The sequence below is a fragment of the Caballeronia glathei genome (assembly GCF_000698595.1).
In the GTDB taxonomy this organism is placed as follows: Bacteria; Pseudomonadota; Gammaproteobacteria; order Burkholderiales; family Burkholderiaceae; genus Caballeronia; species Caballeronia glathei.
This window is the reverse complement of sequence record NZ_JFHC01000043.1, coordinates 39,969-58,702: the sequence shown is the minus strand read 5'-3', so window position 1 is coordinate 58,702 and position 18,734 is coordinate 39,969. Positions and strand designations below refer to the sequence as shown.

Here is an 18,734-nt window from a genome sequence, read left to right as displayed (position 1 = left end):
CATCAAACCCCCAGGTACTGCCGCTGTAGGTCGGCATCGTTGATTATCTGCTCCGGGTCGCAGTCGAAGACAACACGACCTTTGTCAACCAGTCGGCAATGAGCGCCCATGCGGGCAACAAACTCCAGATTCTGTTCAACCACAATGACCGCGATGCCCTCACGTTCATTCATTTTCCGGACAGTCTCAGCTATCTGGTCAACGATTGAAGGTTGTATCCCTTCGGATGGCTCGTCGAGAAGCAGCAACGATGGGCGCGTGATGAGTGCCCGTGCGAGAGCCAGAATCTGTTGCTGGCCGCCACTTAGTGAATCTCCGCGCTCGTCGGCTTTTTCGCGAAGCATCGGAAATTCGGAAAGCAGCCCGTCAATCGCTTCTCGCCAGTCGCTGCGCTTCGTGCCGAACGCCGCCGCTTTCAGGTTATCGAGCACCGACAAGGATGGAAAGATGTCGCGGCCTTGAGGAACGTATGCAATTCCCTGGTGGGCGCGCTTGTGCATTTGCATGTCTCGTATCGAAAAGCCATTGAAGAGAATCTCGCCTTGCTGCAGCGGGATGGCTCCAACGATGGCACGCAAGAGCGTCGTTTTTCCAACTCCGTTTCGCCCAAGGATGGAAATCATCTGTCCCCGCTCGAGTTCCAGGTCGAGGCCATGCAACACAAGCGTTTGCCCGTAGCCGGCGCGAAGGTTCTTCAGTTCAAGCAACATGCCCATGTCCTTGTCGCCCCAGATAGATGTCGAGAATCCGCTCGTCGCGTCGCAGTTCTTCAAGCGACCCGGAGGCGAAGACGTTTCCCTGGTGGAAGACGGTGACGGGAACGTCCAGCGCCCGCACAAATTCCATGTCATGCTCGACGACGATGACCGACACGCTCTGTCCGAGGAGACGCACCATCGCCGCCATGCGGGCAGTCTCCTCCCTGGTCATTCCGGCTGTTGGCTCATCGAGCAATACCACCGAGGGTTCAGCAGCCATGACCATGCCAATCTCCAGCCACTGCTTCTGCCCATGAGACAGCGACCCCGCACTGTCATCCGCTCGGTGCGCGAGCGCCAGCCAGTCCAACATTTCCGCAGACCGAAGGTCGGCCACTGCCTTGTCCCGTCGACGTCCATACGCGGCTAGCCAGAGGTTCTCGCGCACCGACAGTTCGGTGAAAATGCTGGCCACCTGCAGCTTGATTCCTAATCCGTTCCTCACCCGGTCGTGTGACTTCATATGCGTAATCGGCCGACCATCAAGTTCGATGGCGCCACGATTCGGAGGAAAGCGGCCGACAAGAAGGTTGAAGAAGGTGCTCTTGCCCGCGCCGTTCGGGCCAATTAGGCAATGAACACCCTTCTGACCGAAGCTGACTGTTGCCGTCTGCACGGCTCGAACGCCGCCAAAGCGCTTTTCCAGTCCAGTGGCACTGAGTGTGGCGCCGCCGGACTCGCTGCGAAAAGGCAGCTCCGCAAATCTCTGTTCCTGAGGCACTGAAGCATCGGCGGCGGCTGAACCTGCCGAACCCGATGTCCGTTTTGCGACCAGGAATCTGGCTAAGGCCGGAACGATTCCAGACGGCAAGAACAGAACGACCGCGATGAGCACGACGCCAAGGACGATGGGTGTTGCATCTCCAGCACCACCGCCCAGCGCGAAGGAGAGCGACTGTACAAGCAAGGTTCCAATGAAGGCTCCAGCAAATGACGCTCGACCGCCAACCAGGACCCAAATCACCACCTGCGCTGCCAATGCCAGTCCGAAGACCACCGGGCTTATGAACATAGCCCATGCAGCGTAGAAGGCACCCGCGATACCGGCAATCGCTCCGCCAATCGTGAACACGACAAGCTTACGGAACCGGACATCGAAGGCCAGAAGTTGAGTTCGCAACTCGTTCTGCCTGAGAGCGGTAAGAACACGGCCGAACGGGCGATGAAGGAGAACGTACAGGCCAGCAACAATCGATGCGCAAACCAGAATGACGGTGGAGTACGACTGAACGACAGTCAGGGTGGTTCCGGATTCTCCGAAGGGCAAGGTGATAGGTGGGACGCCTGAGATTCCGTTGTAGCCGCCGAGTTGAGCCTCTCCAATGTGGTATTTGGGGTCAGCCGTGCTCGAGAGAACGGTGAAGAGCACGAGGGTCATCGCGAGCGTGATGATTCCGACGTATACATCCCCGACGTTGCCATAGAAGATGAAGTACCCAACTAGGGCCGCCAGCGCCGCAGCCGCGAGTGCTGCAACTACGACCGAAGATACAGTCTCATTGGTAACGGGCAAGATGTTCATGGCTGCGACGCTGTACGCATAGGCGCCGATTCCGAAGAAGGCGCCTTGTCCGAAGCTGAATATGCCACCATGCCCCCAGACCAGCGTAAGGCTGACTGCAAGCAGCCCGAATAGGGCCCAATTCGTCGCTTGAAATGTCGCGAATTCCGGCATCGCAAATCCAAGCGCGAGAGCGACCAGCGCGACGACTGCACAGCCGATGAGGCGCAAGTTCAGGGCACTCCTTGATGGATTCATGGTCAGCGTCTCATTCAGAGTTTGCGCCGCAGACGACCCGAGATACCGGTCGGCAGCACGCGTACAAGGCAAATGGCCAGGACCAGCAAAGCCGCTTGTCCGAGGAACGGGGTAAACAGGTATGACACAACGTTCTCGACTCCACCAAGCAGCGCAGAAGCCGCGGCGGTGCCAGTGAGCACGCCCGAGCCACCCACAACCACCGTCATGAACGCACGAGCGATATATGCCTCTCCCATCGTTGGCATCACGCCTACCATCGGGGCAAGCAATGCGCCTGCCGCGCCCGCAAGCGCTGCACCGAACATGAACGTTAAAGAGTTGATGCGTCGCGGGTCGATGCCGACGGCCGACGCCATCTGGGGTCTCTGAACCGCAGCCCGCGCCATGACACCGTACTTGGTACGCGTAAAAACCGCATACACGAACGCAAGGAGTGAGAGCGCGGCCAGAATAAGAACGACGGAATAGGCTGAGACGGAGTACCCGCCGAGGTAGATACTTCCTCCGGGAGTGGCAATGCCTTGCGTCGTGGCGCCAAATACGAAGACTGCGCCTTGCGACATGATGAGACTCAGTCCCCAGGTCGCCAGCATGCTGTCCATCAGGCGGCCATACAGGTATCGAATCAATGCCCGTTCGACTATCCAGCCGAAGACCGCAACGGCGAGCGTCGAAACCAACATTGCTACGGGCAGAGGAAGGCCACCCCTGACACCAGCAAGCGTTCCGAACGCGCCAAACATCAGAAACTCTCCATGGGCAAGGTTGATAATCCCCATCATGCCGAAGAGCACTGATAGCCCGAGCGAGACCAGCACGAGAATTGCGATGCTGAGTCCGACGGATACAGCCATATTGAGGAACCAACCCAAGCTTGAGGCTTCCATGTCTATTCGTCCGTGGCAGTACTTCGTCTAGTTGGCTTTAGCCGAAGGCGTGAACTGCTTTGCTGTATTGGGTCGTGCAACAAGGTCGCACACGGATTGTTCATAGCTCGGGGGAACAGATTTTTCCTCGCCAATAACCGTGAACCCGTGATTTTCATTAGCGCGCGCAATGTGGACGTTCTGAACCACGTGGTGTGTCGGACCGTCTACCGTGACCTTGCCTGAAGGACCGTCGAAGCTGACACCACTTTCAAGTGCCTTAATCACCTTCTCGCGGTCTGTGCTGCCTGCCTTGGTGACAGCCAGGGCCCACAGGTGCCAACCGTTCCAGACGGCTGCAGCGCTGTCCGTGATGTAGGGGTAGTTGGCTCCGTAAGCCTTGGTCCACGCCGCGCGGAACTTTCTGTTGTCTTCCGACGAGTCCTCCTGAACGTAGGGAAAGGCGACGACGATGCCGCTCGCTTCCTTGGGACCTAAGACCACCTGTTCGTTTCCAAGTCCGAAGGTCGCGGAGACAATCTGCATACGGCTCGACAACCCTGCAGAAGCAAACTGTCTATAAAAGGCGATGTGGTTACCACCAACCAGAAGAGAGAGCACCACGTCAGGTTTCGCCTCCTGCAGTTTCGAGATGACCGAGCTGAACTCGCTGACATCAAGCGGGATGAATTCGGCGCCCACGACACTACCGCCAGCTTTTGTCACATACTGCTTCACCCAATCCGTGGAGATATGGCCGTAGTTGTAGTCAGCTGCCACAACGTAAAACTTCTTCTTTCCGTTCTTAATCGCCCAGTCGACAAGCGGTGCGATTTGTTGAGAGGGAACAATGCCGGTGAGGAAGACGTTTTTGTCGCAAACGCCTCCTTCATACTGCTCGTTGTAGAAATACAGCGTCTTGTTGCGGTCTGCTACGGGGCGGATGGCCTCGCGCGAAGCACTGGTGATGCCGCCCATGATGACGGATGCATGGTCTCGCAGCGCGAGCTGGTTCGCGTAGCTCGTGTACTTCGCGTTATCTGACTGGGCATCGTAGGTGACGAGCTTGAGCGGACGTCCCAGTAGCCCCCCGGCGTCATTGATGGACTTGACGGCAAGCTTCGTAGCATCTGCCATCGCCTTACCGTAGACGTTGAGCGCACCAGTCTCATCAAGGACGCTGCCGACAACAATCGGCTCCTTGTCCGCGGCTATCGCGGGGTACTGCGTTGAGAATGCCAGGCAACATAATGCAAGCCAACGAAATGCTCGATTCATAGAATCTCCGCGAGATTAAAGGGCTGTTCGAAGCCGAGTGCATCCCGAAATCGACGAGGCAAGCCGGGCGACACGAGTTACCTTGTCGCAGGAATGGATGCGCGTAAGTTAGGGTGCGCGCCGTGGCATATATCCCACCTTGCCTCACAGCAGCAGCAACGCGACAGCCCGTTCTCTGCTTGTTTTGAAGATTGTCTGCGCGGGTCCACTGCGGAAGGATGTGGTGTTTGTGACAGTAACAGGCTGGCACCTGGGCTCGCTTGCATACCACGGACAACCGGATAGTCCCGGTACGCCATATCAGGGTGATTGCTGATGAATCGAACGGACTCGATGACTGGCATTCCCGCGCTTCACGTCACGCGGCAGGTGGCTGTCCGTTCAAAATGATGACCCGGCCTCCCGCAGTCAAACCGGCCTGATGGCGGCGAATCCCAGGATTACATGGACTCATCTGTAAGGACTGGCATGGACGCGAAAATCGAAGATTCCCGGACAAGGGTCTGATGCCGCATGGCGGGTCCATCGAAGAAATTCTTACGGAGAAGGCACCATTGACCCGGAGGCGTTGGACGTCCTTCTTTACACCCTTGAAGACAGAATCCGGCCTGGAACGGCGCCAATTTCGCGCGCACGGCGCCGACCTGATGCGTTACCTCTGCGCTTTCATATGCTGGCTCTGAGAGAAAAGTCGTGCTTCAAGGCGTTCATATGGTGGTGCGCCCAGATGCGGGACAGCCTTGGAATCAGCAGGAGCGCATCTCCAGCATGGTTTTTACCGGGCGTCGCTTGCGCGCGCCCGAACTCAGAGAGGCGCTCGGGCGCTGCCTCGTTCAAATGCACTGACGCCGGCGCTGCAGAAACGGGGCAGGCATCGATGCTGATAATCGGGGGGTTCTTTCTGCCCAGGCTCTCCACAGAGGACCTCGCCTGTTGGCAGCCGGCGCAATGGCGTGACTTTGCTGTTCCATCACGATGGCGCGCACGCACAAGCTATTGGCAATTCGGCAAGGTACGCTCAGGACGTCGTCAACGAAGGAGAAATATGATGCCCAACTCGAGTGTGGAGCAGCTGGTCAGGACCACAGCTGAACACTCAAATCTGCCGCTCGAAGACGGTCGAGTAGCTGCAGTTAGTCAGGTTCTCGAGGTGTGGTTGAAGGACGCAAATGCCTTGTCGGCGAAGATGAGCGCGCCTGAGTTCGCGCAGGTGTCACCAATCACGGGCTTCCTCCAGACAGTCGTTCACGGTGAGGTGTCGCATGAGCAGTGAACTCGCCAGGTTATCGATTGCAACTGCCGCTAAGCTTGTTCGAAGTGGCGAAGTCAGCCCGACAGACCTGTTGAACGCATCGCTTCAAGAAATCGAGCGACATAACAGCACCTTGCGTGCATTCATTTCCGTCACCGAAGAAACCGCGAGAAAGGCGGCGACTGCTGCCGAACTGTTGTTGTCTGCGGGCTATGACCTCGGACCGCTTCATGGCATCCCATTGGGAATCAAGGACAACGTGGGCATCCAGGGGCAAAGGACTACCGCCGGCAGCAAGGTGTTAGGAAATTGGCATCCCGACAAAGACGCGACGGTAATAGCGAAGCTTAAACAGGCTGGGTCGGTGTTCGTTGGAAAAACGAACATGCACGAATTCGCCTGGGGCGGCACTTCCGCAAATCCCCACTACGGTCACGTCCGCAATCCTTGGGATACCAGCAAATTTCCCGCCGGGTCGAGCGGTGGTTCAGGCGCTGCCGTGGCCGCTGGCCTGTGCTTTGGCGCACTGGGCACAGACACGGGCGGTTCCATCCGGCTACCATCGGCGATTAACGGGGTGGTCGGTTTGCGACCCACCTACGGAAGAGTCAGCAACTCCGGGATTATCCCTCTGGCATGGTCCATGGACACCGCGGGGCCAATGACTCGAACCGTCGAGGATTGTGCGTTGATGTTCAACGCGATTGCGGGTCCCGACCCAACGGACCCAGCAACCTCGCCGGTCCCTGTGGATGACTATCTTTCCCGACTGAGTTCGGGTGTCAGGGGGCTCCGAATTGGCGTGGTGCCTCGCTATTTCTTCTCTCACCTTCAGGCGGACGTGAAGCGGGCCGTAGAACAGGCGCTGCAGACGTTCGAAGGTTTGGGGGCCCAACTGGTCGAAGTCGACATCAAACACATCGAAGGCAATATCTCCGCGCAGCTCACCATCGAATCTGCCGAGCCGAGTGCCTATCACCAGAAATCGTTACGTGAAAGGCCGGGCGACTACGGCGATGACGTACGGACGTTGCTAGAGGTCGGGGAGCTGCTCCTAGCCACGCACTATCTTCAGGCACAGCGCTACAGGTCGGTGTTGCGCGCGGAATTCATCGAGGCATTCAAGGAGGTCGACGTGTTCGTGTGTCCAACGTTGCCCTTTACCGCCACGGCCTTGGGCGCGACAACCGTCGTGATTGAGAACGGGGTGGAAGAAGATATGCTCTCGGCAATCATGCAGTTCACGGGAGTACCGAGCCTGACGGGTCTTCCGTCTCTGAACGTGCCATGTGGTTTCGATTCCAGCGGACTGCCGGTCGGCATGCAGATTATTGGTGCGCCGTTCTCAGAGTCGAAACTGTTCTCTGTGGGCCATGCGTTCCAGTCCGCAACTGACTTTCATACGAAGAGCCCTAACCTGGGTTCCAATTGAAAAGAAAACGCCGCGTCATCAACGAGATGCGGCGTTGCTGTACGCGGTGTCCGCACGCGCTATTCAGCCTTCGGAACAGTCAAGCGGCTCCCTGTTTCGAAGCAATACGCTCTGAGGCGTAACGCCGTAGCTCTTTTTGAACGAGCGGCTGAAGTGGGATACGTCGCAAAAACCAAACGTCATCGCGGCGTCCGTAACATTTTTGACCGAGCCTTCCCGAAGTGCACAGTAGCTAGCCGCGAGCCGCTTTTGCCAGATGGACTTCATGGGAGTCGTAGCCTGTCCTGCGAAGGCACGCGCCAATGTTCGCGTTGAGACGTGCATCGACGAAGCAATGTAGTCGACGTCGAGGCCTGCGTACTCGATGTTGTCTTCAATGAACGCAAGCGCTTTTCGATACAAGGCGGCTTGCGAGGACGTAACCGGCGCTTCCCCGGAGTGGATGTCGATGATTGCACTCACGAGGTCCAGTATTGCGCCAGCAATCCGCGACTCAGCATGCGTCGACTGGCTGAGTTCCCGCGATTCGCACGCCTCCTTAATCATCGCGCCGAGTACGGCTCTGAATCCCGTGCCAGGTCCTAACGAGGTGGCGACTACATGCTCGGCGCTCGCGGTGCGACGAAGGAGCAAATCGCGAGGGATTCTGACGATGAAGAAGGACTCTGGCGAAATGGCGTAACTGAATGGGCGCGCTGCGTCGTACAGCAGTACGTCACCCGGGCTTTGGACAACCCGTCGGCCGTTTTGCTCCAAGTAGCCGATGCCGTCCTCAAGAAAGGAAAGCCAGAGATTGTTTTCAGGACCGGACCGGATATTAGTGAAATCCCGAACCCATTCATGTTCCGGGCCGGTCATCTTTGCCACATCCAGGGCGCCGATTGACCGGCCGATAATCTCAGCGTCGAATTGAGCTCTAAATTGAGAGTCGCTCGTCGCCGGAATGCAGTGACTGCAAACCACGTCTCGCCAGTAGTCGAAACGTTCAGGAGCCGCGACTGAAGATGTTGAGAACAAATATTGCATTGCAGTTCCGATAGCGGCACGTTAGCGATGGTCCTTGCAGCCGTCTTGGAAAGGTAGGTCGCTCCGGAGCCGGAAAGGCAATGGGCGTCTGCGTTCAGCCTTTGTTGCATTGCGTCCTTCTCCTGCGTTTGATGCGGTGGAGCTATCAGCATTCTCGGACCATAGAACGCCAAATATCGGCGCGCAAGGGTTTCATGAACGGGTAAGGGGAGCGCGACTTCGAGGCTGATATGGGCTGCAGACTCATTAGAACTTGCGGTTAGTCTTCGGACGGCTCGACGGCCCCTCATCGCCACCAGCCCGGTGTCGACAATCATTCAACCTATCAGATACTTTCTCCGGTCTTTGCCACCAGTAAGCCACGCCGGAGCGGGGCCACGCCCACTCCATGTCGCACCACTCTTTGGGTCGAAGTACATCGCAGGCTGCGGTCCTTTCCGCTGCCCCTTGCCCGAATTCGCACCAACTGCCTTCGTGGCCTTCTTCACCGCAGTCTTCGCCTTGCTCACAGCACGCGCGGTCGTCGCAACGCTCGCTTCAGTGTCGGCTGCAATCAAGAATTTGCTTCGGTCTCTGACGTTAGCGAGCCAAACTGGAGCGCGGCCGTGCCCGGTCCAGGGGCAATCATTGACCTGATTTGTAAGGCCTCGCCCGTACAAGAGAGCGCCAAGAAACGTACTGAGGCTCTGCTCATCATGAGCGCCTGCGTTGGCGCGGTTACGTTGGCGCGCGCCGTCTCCGACCCTAAACTATCCGAACAGATTCTCGAGGGAGCTTTGAGTGAAATTCTTGACATGCTGTCACCCAGGCGCTCGATGAGGAACAGCCTGTCGCAGTTCCGGGCGCAGACGTCCGCTCAAAAAGCGGAGAAGGCGCCCAGGATTCAGACGCCTGAAGAATCACTTCCACAGTGTCATCCGGGCGGCGAGCCAGACCTCAAAGGAAGCAGCCCATCGAACGCTTTTCGTGCTGCTTCGAGCTCAGACATGGCTGCTGCGGCCCTCGCCAACATCAAGGCCGGAGCTGCCGCTTCCTTCATGCTCCTGCACCGAACGCATAGCTTCAAAAGCCTGATACGCGGGACCGTCGTCGTTGAAGAGCGTTTCCAGGAATGCGTCGAGCTCGATGGTCAGTTTCTTCGCTCCGCTCTCTCGGAGTGCCCGAAACCTATCGAGAGCTTCGGTCCAATAAGGGTCTTGAGGCCAATGGTGTGTCATAGCGATTTGAGCAAGACGGCTATTTGTTGCTGCGGGCAAGCCGTACGGTGACGTCAAGTTGAACGCTGCGCGAACGGATTGATAGGCTGGACCTTCTTGCGGTCCCCGACGCGTTCCAGCATCTGGCATTTGCCCCAATCTGCGACCAGTGCTTCGAACCCGCGGACGACGTTCGATTCCATCGCTTGCACCCCGGCATCGCCGTTGAAATTGCTACTGAACGCGGCGTGGAATCGATATTGGAAGTAGCCAGATACGTCCTGAATACGCTCTGGGGTATCAGAGTTGGTAAACAACACGGACTCCGGCGAAAACGGGTCATAATAGATGACATTAGGGTAGTCGGTAGCCACAGCTACACGCGGTTCATCGCTGACAAGCAACGAGCCGACCACCTGGATAGACCCTTTCATCCCCTTCGGGGTTTTGAATACCCAAATGCGCATTGGCAACCGTTCCGCGAGTTGCTTGATTTTCGAATTATTGGAGCCAAAATAGCCGACTTGACCGTTCTTGAGGTTCTGTTCGAGCTTCTGCCAATAGTAGAAGATGTCCATTCAATGCCTGCCTTCTGATGCCTACTTCACTGCGGTTCTTGGTCAATGCGGCAATGTTACTAAAAACCGATGACATAAAGCCGGAACCGCTGCAAACAGGAACGCATCATTATGCCGCAAGCCTGTGCTCATAATACGGGCGCCCCTGCACTCAAGAATCGCCTACATCGCAGCCAAATCCGACGCATCCCGATTCAGCCACGCGTTGATGTTATCGGGCTTTATAGGCATGATGCACTGGTCATGACCTGCTGCAGCGAGCTCCGGCGGCGGCTCATCCGTGATGGCTGCAAAAGAGAGCAAGTCTGTCTGGTCCCCGACGGGCCCTTCGTTCCCAGTTCTCACATCTTCGAATGCTGGATGCAAACGCGGTCGTGTGACGAGACGACGCCTTCTACGGTGAAGGCGAAATGGCTCAAGCATTGCGCGCCAGGGGCTTCTCAGGCTTTCTGCTGTCCGAGCAGTCGAGACAAGTCCGCGGTTGCACGTTCTCACCGAAATCTTCCTGCGGGACCTTAATAATCGCGGAACGCACACGGGAAGGCGGCAAGAACCGAACTCTGGCGCATCACTGGCAGGCACTGACCACCGAGGCCGCTCACCTTATGAACGCCGCAGAGCATCGGCGAGGTCATCGAGCGACAACGGTTTGGTTAGGTGATAGTCAAATACTCGTTCGTCAGTCTGAAGTCGCCTACCACCATTGACGTAGCCCGTCAGTGCCACCAGCTTCGTCTGGCAGCACTGCGCTTGAAGTCGAAGCAACTGCGCAAGCTCGTGGCCGTCCATACCGGGCATGCTGATATCAATCAAGGCGACGTCCGGCGTGAATGACTCGACTATGCGAAGCGCGTCGGGCCCGCCCTGAGCTCGTTTTACCTCGTGTCCCTCTAGTTCTAGCAGTGTTCCCAGTGCCTCGGTTGCGTCCGCGCTGTCGTCAACGAGGAGGATACGCATAGGTTGCATCGTGCCGGTCGCGGAGGTGGCTGGCTCGCCCGTACCTGCGCAGACAATCGGGAGTTGCAACGTGACTTCTGTACCTTGGCCCTCGCCGTCGCTCGCAATAGTGACTGTGCCGTTGTGTGCTGTTACGAGATGTTTTACGACGGCTAGACCAATTCCGAGTCCTCCCTCCGCGTTTTTCCGTGCCGACGCCGACTGGGCAAACATCTCAAAGACGTGCGGCAGCAGGGACGATGAAATACCCGCGCCATTGTCTCGTACCTTGATGACCGCGTTGCCATGAGCTGCATAGCTCCCTGACTCGACCGTTAACTTAGGCGCCTCGACCAATAGTGTGATGTCGCCCCCGCGAGGCGTGTATTTCACTGCGTTGGCCAACAGATTCGACACCACCTGCGTGAGCCGCGCGGGGTCAGCGTGCACGGTAACCGGATATGGCGGAACAGTGATATGCAGTTGGTGCTGGCCGCTGTTCACGTCCGCCTTCATCGGGGTTACCGCGTCCGCGACGATATCCTGGAGTAACCCGTAGGTGGGTCGCACCGCGAGCTTCCCATGCCTTATTCTCGACGCATCGAGCAGGTCGTTGACGAGTCGCTTTAATAATCGCATCTGCCTGTCAGCAATGCTTAGGGCAGACAACACGGAGGAATTGCCTTGAGCGAGCTTTCGTGCTGCCGTCAAGGCGCTGTCAATTGGGCCGATTGGATTGCGTAACTCATGGCTCAGCGTGGCGATGAAGTCGTCCTTACGCGCTTCAGCCAGCGCCAGTGCGTTTCGCGCCGCCTCGGCCTCTGCCGCCCGCGCTTCTGCATCGGCCTTCGCCCGAGTAATCGTTAGCGCCGCGCACGTAAAGTTCGCGAGGCTGATAAGGGCTCTGCGGTCCTCGGAGTCGAAGATGTGCTCTTTGTCGTGTGACATCACCCAAACGGTGCCCCAAGGTTCCGGGTCGCCCGGAATCGGCACGACGAGCTCTTCGACGACCTCGGGAGTCACATGTCCCAGACATGTAAAGTGGCGTTGCGGAAACGAGAACAGCTGCGCCGCAGCGAGTTCGAGCGCGACACCGCTTGGGCTCTCCGCCGGCACGATAGTATCGAGGGCTGTCGCACAATCGCCCGAAACGGCCACCCAGCGAAATATTGCGCCACCATCGGAGTCATGTTCGCGCAATGCGATGCCCGCACTGCCCGCCTCGCACAGAGTAAGCGCCAAGTTCGACAGCGTCTCGAGCATGGCGTTGTCGGGCGATGTCAGTGTTTTTGCCAAACGGTGCATCGCCTCGCTCTCTGCGGCAAAGTCTGGCTGGCGATGCGGACGCGTGTCGAGCACCGATGTCACCAATGTGCCTTTGCGCTGTGCGCGCTCCGCTATAGATGGCGCAACTGGTCCGACCATTTGGTCTCCAAGCTCGTCCTAACTAGGGTACGAAATGGGGTGCTGTCTACAGAATTGTAGGCGTCGCGACGTCTGAGCGTACGGTTTATCACGGTGTGGGAGCGAGTTTTGCGCGACCTATGTTTACCCAGTCGACTCCCAGGTGGGTCAATTGCCGACAATACTTCTTGTCGATGACGACCGGAGTATTCTTCGCGCGCTCCAAATATTTCGGGAGCGGGAGGGATACCACGCGGTCACCGCATTAAATGGCGAAATAGCGCTCGCAACGGCGGTCACACAAAAACCAAGTCTCACTGTCACCGACTGGATGATGCCGCGCATTGATGGCGTTGAATTATGCCGACGATTAAAAAAATGATGATGCAACCGCCGATATCCCGGTCGTAATGTTATCGGCTGCCCTCCCTCCGCGACCGCAGGAGCGTTTGTGGGATGAATTATTCCAAAAGCCGTATCCATTGGCAGATTGATAGTCGCGATTCGTAGCCTCTTCTCTGAAACGCCCTGAGTCAGGCAACGTATCAACAATCGGACCTTCACCGCGCGGGACCTCACATATTTTGCGCTCGGCTGCGCCGTTGAGGATTCAGAAGGTCGACGTAGTGGCATCAGCAGAAGTTCCGACTAACCGTGGTCAACCCACCCAACAGATGTGACATATCCACGAGTCGTTGGGCGACCAGATGTCGGACTTCTCCCTCGCATTGCCACGTGCCATACACCGCTAACAACGATGCCCCGAGCGCTTCCCTCCGTTGTTTCTCGAGCAGTGACGGCCAGACGATGACGTTCACATTGCCAGTCTCATCCTCGAGCGTTACAAACATCACCCCTTTAGCGGTACCGGGTCGCTGCCTTACAGTCACGAGGCCGCATCCGCGCGCAAGCCGTCCGTTGGGATACGCGCGCAACGTCGACGCTGGCATCAGGCGATGTTCGAGCAGGGTCGGGCGCAGCAACTCCAGCGGATGACGACCCAGCGTCAGGCCCGTCGACTTGTAATCACCTACGATGTTCTCTGCCTCGGATGGCGAGCCAAGGGGAGGCGTTTCGTCATCGACGCACGCGTCAGCCAATATGTCCTTGTCGGAGACCGCCGCGACCGACTGCCAAAGCGCCTCTCGCCGATTGCCCGCGAGCGATGACAACGCGTTGGCTGCAGCGAGTATCTGCAGGTCATGTCGGTCAAGCTGCGCGCGGCGCGCGAGGTCGCTGACGCTTTCGAATGGCCTAACCGCGCGAGCAGTCTCAATGCGCTCTACGGCTCCGTCACGCATGCCCTTCAGCAGAGACAAACCGAGACGGACAATGGGTTTCTTCTCTGCAGCCCGTGCCTCCAGAACAGAATCCCAGCCGCTTATGGTCACGTCGACCGGCGCGACCTCAACGCCGTGGCGTTTCGCGTCCTGCACGAGCTGCGACGGTGAGTAGAAGCCCATTGGCTGGGAATTCAGCATGGCAGCGAGAAAAGGCGCAGGTTCGTGGCACTTAAGCCAGCTGCTGGCGTAGACGAGCAACGCAAAACTCGCAGCATGGCTTTCCGGAAAGCCGTACTCGCCGAAACCTTTGATTTGTTCGAATATCGCCTCGGCGAATTCTTGCTCATAGCCACGCTCCCGCATGCCGTTCACGATGCGGTCGTAGTACTTCTCCAACCCACCCTTGCGTTTCCAGGCCGCCATCGCGCGTCTTAATTGGTCGGCCTCGCCGGGCGTAAATCCCGCCGCAAGAATGGCGACTTGCATCACCTGTTCTTGAAAAATTGGCACACCGAGCGTGCGTCCGAGCGCCGCCTTCAGTGCGTCGCTGGGGTAGGTCACCGGCTCGAACCCTTGCCGGCGCCGTAAATACGGATGCACCGCACCGCCCTGAATCGGTCCTGGCCGCACGATGGCCACCTCGATGACGAGGTCGTAGAAGGTGCGGGGCTGCAGGCGCGGCAACATGCTCATCTGTGCACGGGATTCAATCTGGAACACGCCGACCGTGTCCGCCTGCGAAATCATCTCGTAGGTCTGCGGGTCTTCAGCAGGGATGTCTTGCATCTCAAAGCGTTCACCGCGCTGCTCGGACACAATGTCGAGCGTGCGGCGAATCGCGGACAGCATGCCGAGCGCCAATACGTCGATTTTTAGTAGGCCGAGCGCTTCGAGGTCATCTTTGTCCCATTGGATGGCGCTGCGGTCGACCATCGCCGCGTTCTCGACCGGAACCAGCCGGGTGAGCTTGCCACGGCTGATAACGAAACCACCGGAGTGTTGGGAGAGGTGGCGAGGAAAATTCAATATCTGCCCAGCAAGCGACGCCCACGCTGCAATCAATGGGTTGTCCGGGTCGAGCCCCGACTCGGCGAATCGCCTGAGCAGGTCGCGTGAGTCATCGAACCACTGATGCGACTTGGCAACTCGGTCAACAATCTGTGGGTCGATGCCGAGCGCTTTCCCGGTCTCGCGAAGCGCGCCCCGGGGACGATACGTTGAAACAGCAGCGGCAATGGCCGCGCGGTCGCGTCCATACTTTTGGTAAATGTACTGGATGACTTCTTCACGCCGTTGGTGCTCGAAATCAACATCAATATCGGGCGGTTCACCGCGTTCCTTGCTGATGAAGCGCTCGAACAGCATGTTGCCGCGAGACGGGTCGACTTCGGTCACGCCCAAGCAATAGCAGACAGCGGAATTGGCAGCGGAGCCACGCCCCTGGCAGAGGATATGCTGGTTTCGCGCAAAGCGGACGATGTCATAGACCGTCAGAAAGTACGCCTCGTACTCGAGTTCCCGGATGAGCTGCAGTTCGTGTTCGATTTGCTCTTGCACCGCGTGCGGAATGCCGGCGGGAAACCGGCGATGCGCACCGATATACGTTTCCTGGCGTAGATAGGCCTCGTGCGTGTAACCCTCTGGCACCAGTTCGTCGGGATACTCGTATCGGAGCTCATCCAGCGAAAAATTGCATCGCTCAAGGACGTTGAGTGTTTCCGATAACGTGTGTTCGGGATAGAGGTTGGCCAGGCGCAGCCGCGAGCGCAGATGTTGTTCGGCGTTCGGTGCAAGGTCGTAGCCGCACTGAGAAACTGGCTTGCCCAGACGAATTGCCGTCATGGTGTCCTGCAGGGGCTTTCGAGAACGCACGTGCATGACCACGTTGCCCGTTGCCACGACCGGAATTAGATGGCGAGCGGCGACGTGTTCGACGATGCCGCGATGGATATCGTCCATCGCGCGCTGATGCAGCGTCAGTCCCACCCATGCACGTGCCGGGAAGGTCGCGTTCATCCATTCAAGTTGGGAGGACAGCGCTTCTGGTTTGGCGGGGAAGTCGGGCACCAGAATGGCGAGACAGTCGGGCATGGCGCGCAGGTGCGCGTAGTCCTTCTCAGGCCGGGCAATGTCCTGCGGTGTCAGAAGGTAGCTGCCCTTCGGTGCGCGCATGCGTCCCAACGTGATGAGTTCGGACAAGTTGCCGTAGCCCTTACGATTTTGAGCCAGCAGAATCAATCCGAATGCAGGGCTTTTGTCGGCGTGAACGAGCCGGAAATACGAACCGATGACGAGCGGCAGATTCTCTTCCTTTGCCTGCACATGCGCGCGTACGATTCCCGCCAGGGAGCACTCATCCGTGATGGCGAGACCGGAGTAACCGAGCTGAGTAGCTCGCGTGACCAACTCCTCACCATGTGAGGCACCGTGCAAGAACGAAAAGTTGGAGAACGCGAATAGCTCCGCATAATCGGGAAGCAAAGAAAACGGAGTGTCCACGATTCATCATCCGAACAAACCGTGGAGGAACCAGCGAATTTCTTCGGCAGTGGCGCTACTGGGACGCGCGCGGAAAATCCAGTAACAGCTTTTGTCCTGCGCTTCGGCCACGTAATAGTCTCGACTCGTGAGACCGCTGTCAAACCAGCCGGCCTCGATGCGCTCGCCGGTCGAAATGAGCTTCAATGGCGAGCCGTAGAATGGTCGGTTGTTCTTCATCATGAGTTGGAGCGGCGTCTCCAGCAGCCACGTTGGCCGGGGTAAATCGGTCGGCAGCGCCTCGGTCTTCGTCGTGTCGTGTATCGGCACCCAACGATTGGCGTGTTCGGGTCGGTGGTCCGAGCTGGGTGCCGCGCGCAAGACGTTGTCCGGACCGAGGCGGGCGACGAGCAGTTCGAGAAGGCGATTGTGGTCTTCGGCCGAGCCGCCCGGCTCAGGGAAAAGGGTGTCGGTCGGCGGTTGCGCGGCCTGCACCTTCTTCGCTGTCAGGCGAACCGCAATGACGGCAGCTTGCAACTCGATACGTCCGAGCCGCTCTTTCAACAGTCGCACAAGATGTTCTTCGTGCCAGGTCGGCTCCGCGAGCGCGACGTCAATTTCAGTCGGCGCGATGGCTTCGCGTCCACGTTCGTGCTCGAGCTCGACCGTCGCGTGCGTGAGCGCGAGTTGCTGCGCACTAAGCCAGCCGCATAGTTGCACGATAAGCCGGCGTGCCGAAAACAGGATGGCTTCCGCGTGTTCGACCCTGTCCGGCAACTCGACGCGTGCGTTAAACGTAGGTGGCAGGTCGAGCCAGTCGTACAGTTCGGGCGAGAGACCGTAGGCGCGGTCCAGAGAATCGAGCAGGTTCACGCCACACCTCTTCTTAAGTCCGGCGCGCGGAAGCCGCCGGATGTCGTTCAACAACCTGCATCCCAGCCCGTTGAACCACTCTGAAAACGAACGTACCTCAGGCACCGCGAGAAACGAAAGACCGTCCAGGGCGCGTTCGAGCGACTTCATTTTGAGGACGCGCCGACGACCGGCACTGCTGGCCTGGGCGTTTCTGCCACGCTTCGCGAGCAACCATGCGCCTTGCCCCGTAGGCGCCGTGCTCATCCGTGCGCTCGCGCCAATCGTGGCGACCACCTGCCGTATGGCGTGACAGAGTTGAATGACGCCGCCAAAGAGCCGCAGGCTTGCGGTCACGTCGATGACGATGGTTTCTTCTTCGCACAACGCCACCATTGGTGAGAATCGCATGAGGGCGAAGGCCACCTCGCGCTGCATATCCTGCTCGCGAGCTAGGTCACGGTCGTAGAGTGCGGCGTCGGGCGCGAGCGTGAGCACGCCTCCACGCTTCATCCCCATGAGCACCCCCGCATGTCGCGCGGTTATGTCCGCGATGCTGACTCTGTCTTTGTCGAACACCACACAGCCGTGTTCGGCCTCACGCGACCAGCGCGGGCGAAACACCTCCAGCGACAGCCGGGGTAGGTAGATGGCGACGAATACGGCCATGAGGGCTTAGAAGAACAGGTGACGGTTGCAGGATGACGGACAGAGTCTCTTTTCGAACAGGGCCTTTTCGTTTGAGGATGTCGACCGCGATGCCACCTCCCGCTGCTCGAATGCCCAACCTCAAGGTTGCTGGAGAAGAATCGGCGGCGCTCGCCAGTGGCCGGACCATCAGGAACAGCGTTTCGGACGACTGCGCGGCCAGATGCAGGCGCCTCAATGACTCAGCCCGCACGTGCTGCATCCACAAAAGGAGTGCACCGCAGCTGCCGGTCTTCAAAATCTGCTCCGCCGACCAGAGCGCATCGGCGCTTTTCACCGCCTGAAGCCGCATCAATTTGTCGAGGGGCAATCCGAGATACGAGAACGCCAATGAATTCGGGATGAGCGGGGGCTGCACCAGCGCAATGGGCCGAGTACTAACGGCCGCGAGAGCCGGGCGTAGCAGCCGAAACTCCCCAACGCCGGGCTGTTGCACGAGCAACTCAATAAGCGTTCCAAGCGGCCATCCCCCGCCGGGTAGTTCGGCCGAGAGCGCCGCGTAGCCCGAGTCAACCGTTTTGCCATGTGCCCGGGCGAGCTGAGACCCGCGCCATAGCGAGGGGTGTATCGACTCGACGTTTTTTGGGAGGGCAGACATGGCGCGAAAGACTGTATGGATGTACAGTACTTTACATCGAAAACACACTCGATGATTTGCCCCTTTTTATTGGCGTACTGAGGTCTGCATGGATATGGTCGTAAGAAAACAGCATCCTATGCCCGAAATGGCGGCCTTTGTGGCTGAACTTCGCGCCGTGTTCGGTGATTCAATTGACGACGCGGTCAGGCGCGGCAGGGCCGGGGAACCTACGTTTTATGCGGCAGAGAACGGGCGCACCGTGGGCACTCGTCCGATGGAACACTGCAACAAGTGGTAGCCGACGACTCGGTGCAAAATAGGCACTACTGCGCCGGCTGTGACGGT

15 protein-coding genes and 2 pseudogenes are annotated in these 18,734 nt (G+C 58.3%); 5 read left to right on the top strand and 12 right to left on the bottom strand.

The features are described 5' to 3' along the window. Positions 1-2: 2 nt before the first annotated feature. From BG61_RS24285 to BG61_RS24270, 4 genes are read right to left on the bottom strand one after another with little or no spacing between them, the layout of a single operon-like run. Positions 3-710, bottom strand: a complete 708-nt coding sequence (locus BG61_RS24285) for an ABC transporter ATP-binding protein (protein WP_081868170.1) — start codon at positions 708-710, stop codon at positions 3-5. Continuing rightward, a complete protein-coding gene (locus BG61_RS39375; protein WP_063741114.1) occupies positions 700-2,517 on the bottom strand; it encodes an ABC transporter permease subunit in 1,818 nt (605 codons plus the stop codon). The genes BG61_RS24285 and BG61_RS39375 overlap by 11 nt, the downstream gene beginning before the upstream one ends. Positions 2,518-2,531: 14 nt before the next feature. Beyond that, on the bottom strand, positions 2,532-3,407 hold the full coding sequence (locus tag BG61_RS24275; protein ID WP_035927925.1) for an ABC transporter permease subunit: 876 nt from the start codon (positions 3,405-3,407) through the stop codon (positions 2,532-2,534). Positions 3,408-3,434: 27 nt separating this feature from the next. Beyond that, positions 3,435-4,664: an urea ABC transporter substrate-binding protein gene (locus BG61_RS24270; protein WP_035927923.1), complete on the bottom strand. Its 1,230-nt coding sequence runs from the start codon at positions 4,662-4,664 to the stop codon at positions 3,435-3,437. 678 nt (positions 4,665-5,342) lie between these two features. Between BG61_RS24270 and BG61_RS45040 the strand changes: the two are divergent. The 3 genes and pseudogenes from BG61_RS45040 to BG61_RS24260 all read left to right on the top strand — a co-directional run. Further along, a pseudogene (locus BG61_RS45040) lies at positions 5,343-5,510 on the top strand (GTP-binding protein); the annotation flags it as partial. A 199-nt stretch (positions 5,511-5,709) separates the two neighbouring features. Continuing rightward, on the top strand, positions 5,710-5,937 hold the full coding sequence (locus BG61_RS24265; protein ID WP_035927920.1) for a hypothetical protein: 228 nt from the start codon (positions 5,710-5,712) through the stop codon (positions 5,935-5,937). Next, the gene (locus BG61_RS24260; RefSeq protein ID WP_035927918.1) at positions 5,927-7,348 is read left to right on the top strand and encodes an amidase; all 1,422 of its coding nucleotides are present in this window, start codon (positions 5,927-5,929) and stop codon (positions 7,346-7,348) included. Before BG61_RS24265 ends, BG61_RS24260 begins: the two co-directional genes overlap by 11 nt. A 63-nt stretch (positions 7,349-7,411) precedes the next feature. Here the strand turns inward: BG61_RS24260 and BG61_RS24255 are convergent, their stop codons facing one another. Beyond that, on the bottom strand, positions 7,412-8,374 hold the full coding sequence (locus BG61_RS24255; RefSeq protein WP_035927914.1) for an AraC-like ligand-binding domain-containing protein: 963 nt from the start codon (positions 8,372-8,374) through the stop codon (positions 7,412-7,414). A 317-nt stretch (positions 8,375-8,691) separates the two neighbouring features. Next, positions 8,692-8,793: an H-NS family nucleoid-associated regulatory protein gene (locus BG61_RS45035; protein WP_370818047.1), complete on the bottom strand. Its 102-nt coding sequence runs from the start codon at positions 8,791-8,793 to the stop codon at positions 8,692-8,694. Between the two features lie 186 nt (positions 8,794-8,979). Here BG61_RS45035 and BG61_RS24250 point away from each other — a divergent pair, with 186 nt between their 5' ends. Continuing rightward, on the top strand, positions 8,980-9,642 hold the full coding sequence (locus BG61_RS24250) for a hypothetical protein (RefSeq protein ID WP_035942274.1): 663 nt from the start codon (positions 8,980-8,982) through the stop codon (positions 9,640-9,642). Between the two features lie 2 nt (positions 9,643-9,644). On the opposite strand, the gene BG61_RS24245 is transcribed toward BG61_RS24250, so the two are convergent. From BG61_RS24245 to BG61_RS24240, 3 genes and pseudogenes are all read right to left on the bottom strand, one after another. Beyond that, complete coding sequence (locus tag BG61_RS24245; RefSeq protein ID WP_035927908.1) at positions 9,645-10,148, bottom strand: hypothetical protein; 504 nt, start codon at positions 10,146-10,148, stop codon at positions 9,645-9,647. Between the two features lie 162 nt (positions 10,149-10,310). Continuing rightward, positions 10,311-10,460: pseudogene (locus BG61_RS45220) on the bottom strand (SOS response-associated peptidase family protein); the annotation flags it as partial. Positions 10,461-10,751: 291 nt separating this feature from the next. After that, positions 10,752-12,509, bottom strand: coding sequence for a hybrid sensor histidine kinase/response regulator (locus BG61_RS24240; protein WP_035927903.1), 1,758 nt, complete (start codon positions 12,507-12,509; stop codon positions 10,752-10,754). Between the two features lie 142 nt (positions 12,510-12,651). Here BG61_RS24240 and BG61_RS45030 point away from each other — a divergent pair, with 142 nt between their 5' ends. After that, positions 12,652-12,870 carry a response regulator gene (locus tag BG61_RS45030; protein WP_075584219.1) on the top strand — a complete coding sequence of 73 codons (219 nt, stop codon included), beginning with the start codon at positions 12,652-12,654 and terminating at the stop codon, positions 12,868-12,870. A 250-nt stretch (positions 12,871-13,120) separates the two neighbouring features. On the opposite strand, the gene BG61_RS24235 is transcribed toward BG61_RS45030, so the two are convergent. The 3 genes from BG61_RS24235 to imuA are packed head-to-tail and all read right to left on the bottom strand — an operon-like array spanning position 13,121 to position 18,407. Beyond that, positions 13,121-16,270, bottom strand: a complete 3,150-nt coding sequence (locus BG61_RS24235) for an error-prone DNA polymerase (protein WP_035927900.1) — start codon at positions 16,268-16,270, stop codon at positions 13,121-13,123. Positions 16,271-16,276: 6 nt separating this feature from the next. Continuing rightward, positions 16,277-17,770, bottom strand: coding sequence for a Y-family DNA polymerase (locus BG61_RS24230; RefSeq protein ID WP_035927897.1), 1,494 nt, complete (start codon positions 17,768-17,770; stop codon positions 16,277-16,279). After that, positions 17,700-18,407, bottom strand: coding sequence for a translesion DNA synthesis-associated protein ImuA (gene imuA, locus BG61_RS24225; protein ID WP_035927894.1), 708 nt, complete (start codon positions 18,405-18,407; stop codon positions 17,700-17,702). Before imuA ends, BG61_RS24230 begins: the two co-directional genes overlap by 71 nt. Positions 18,408-18,734 lie beyond the last annotated feature (327 nt).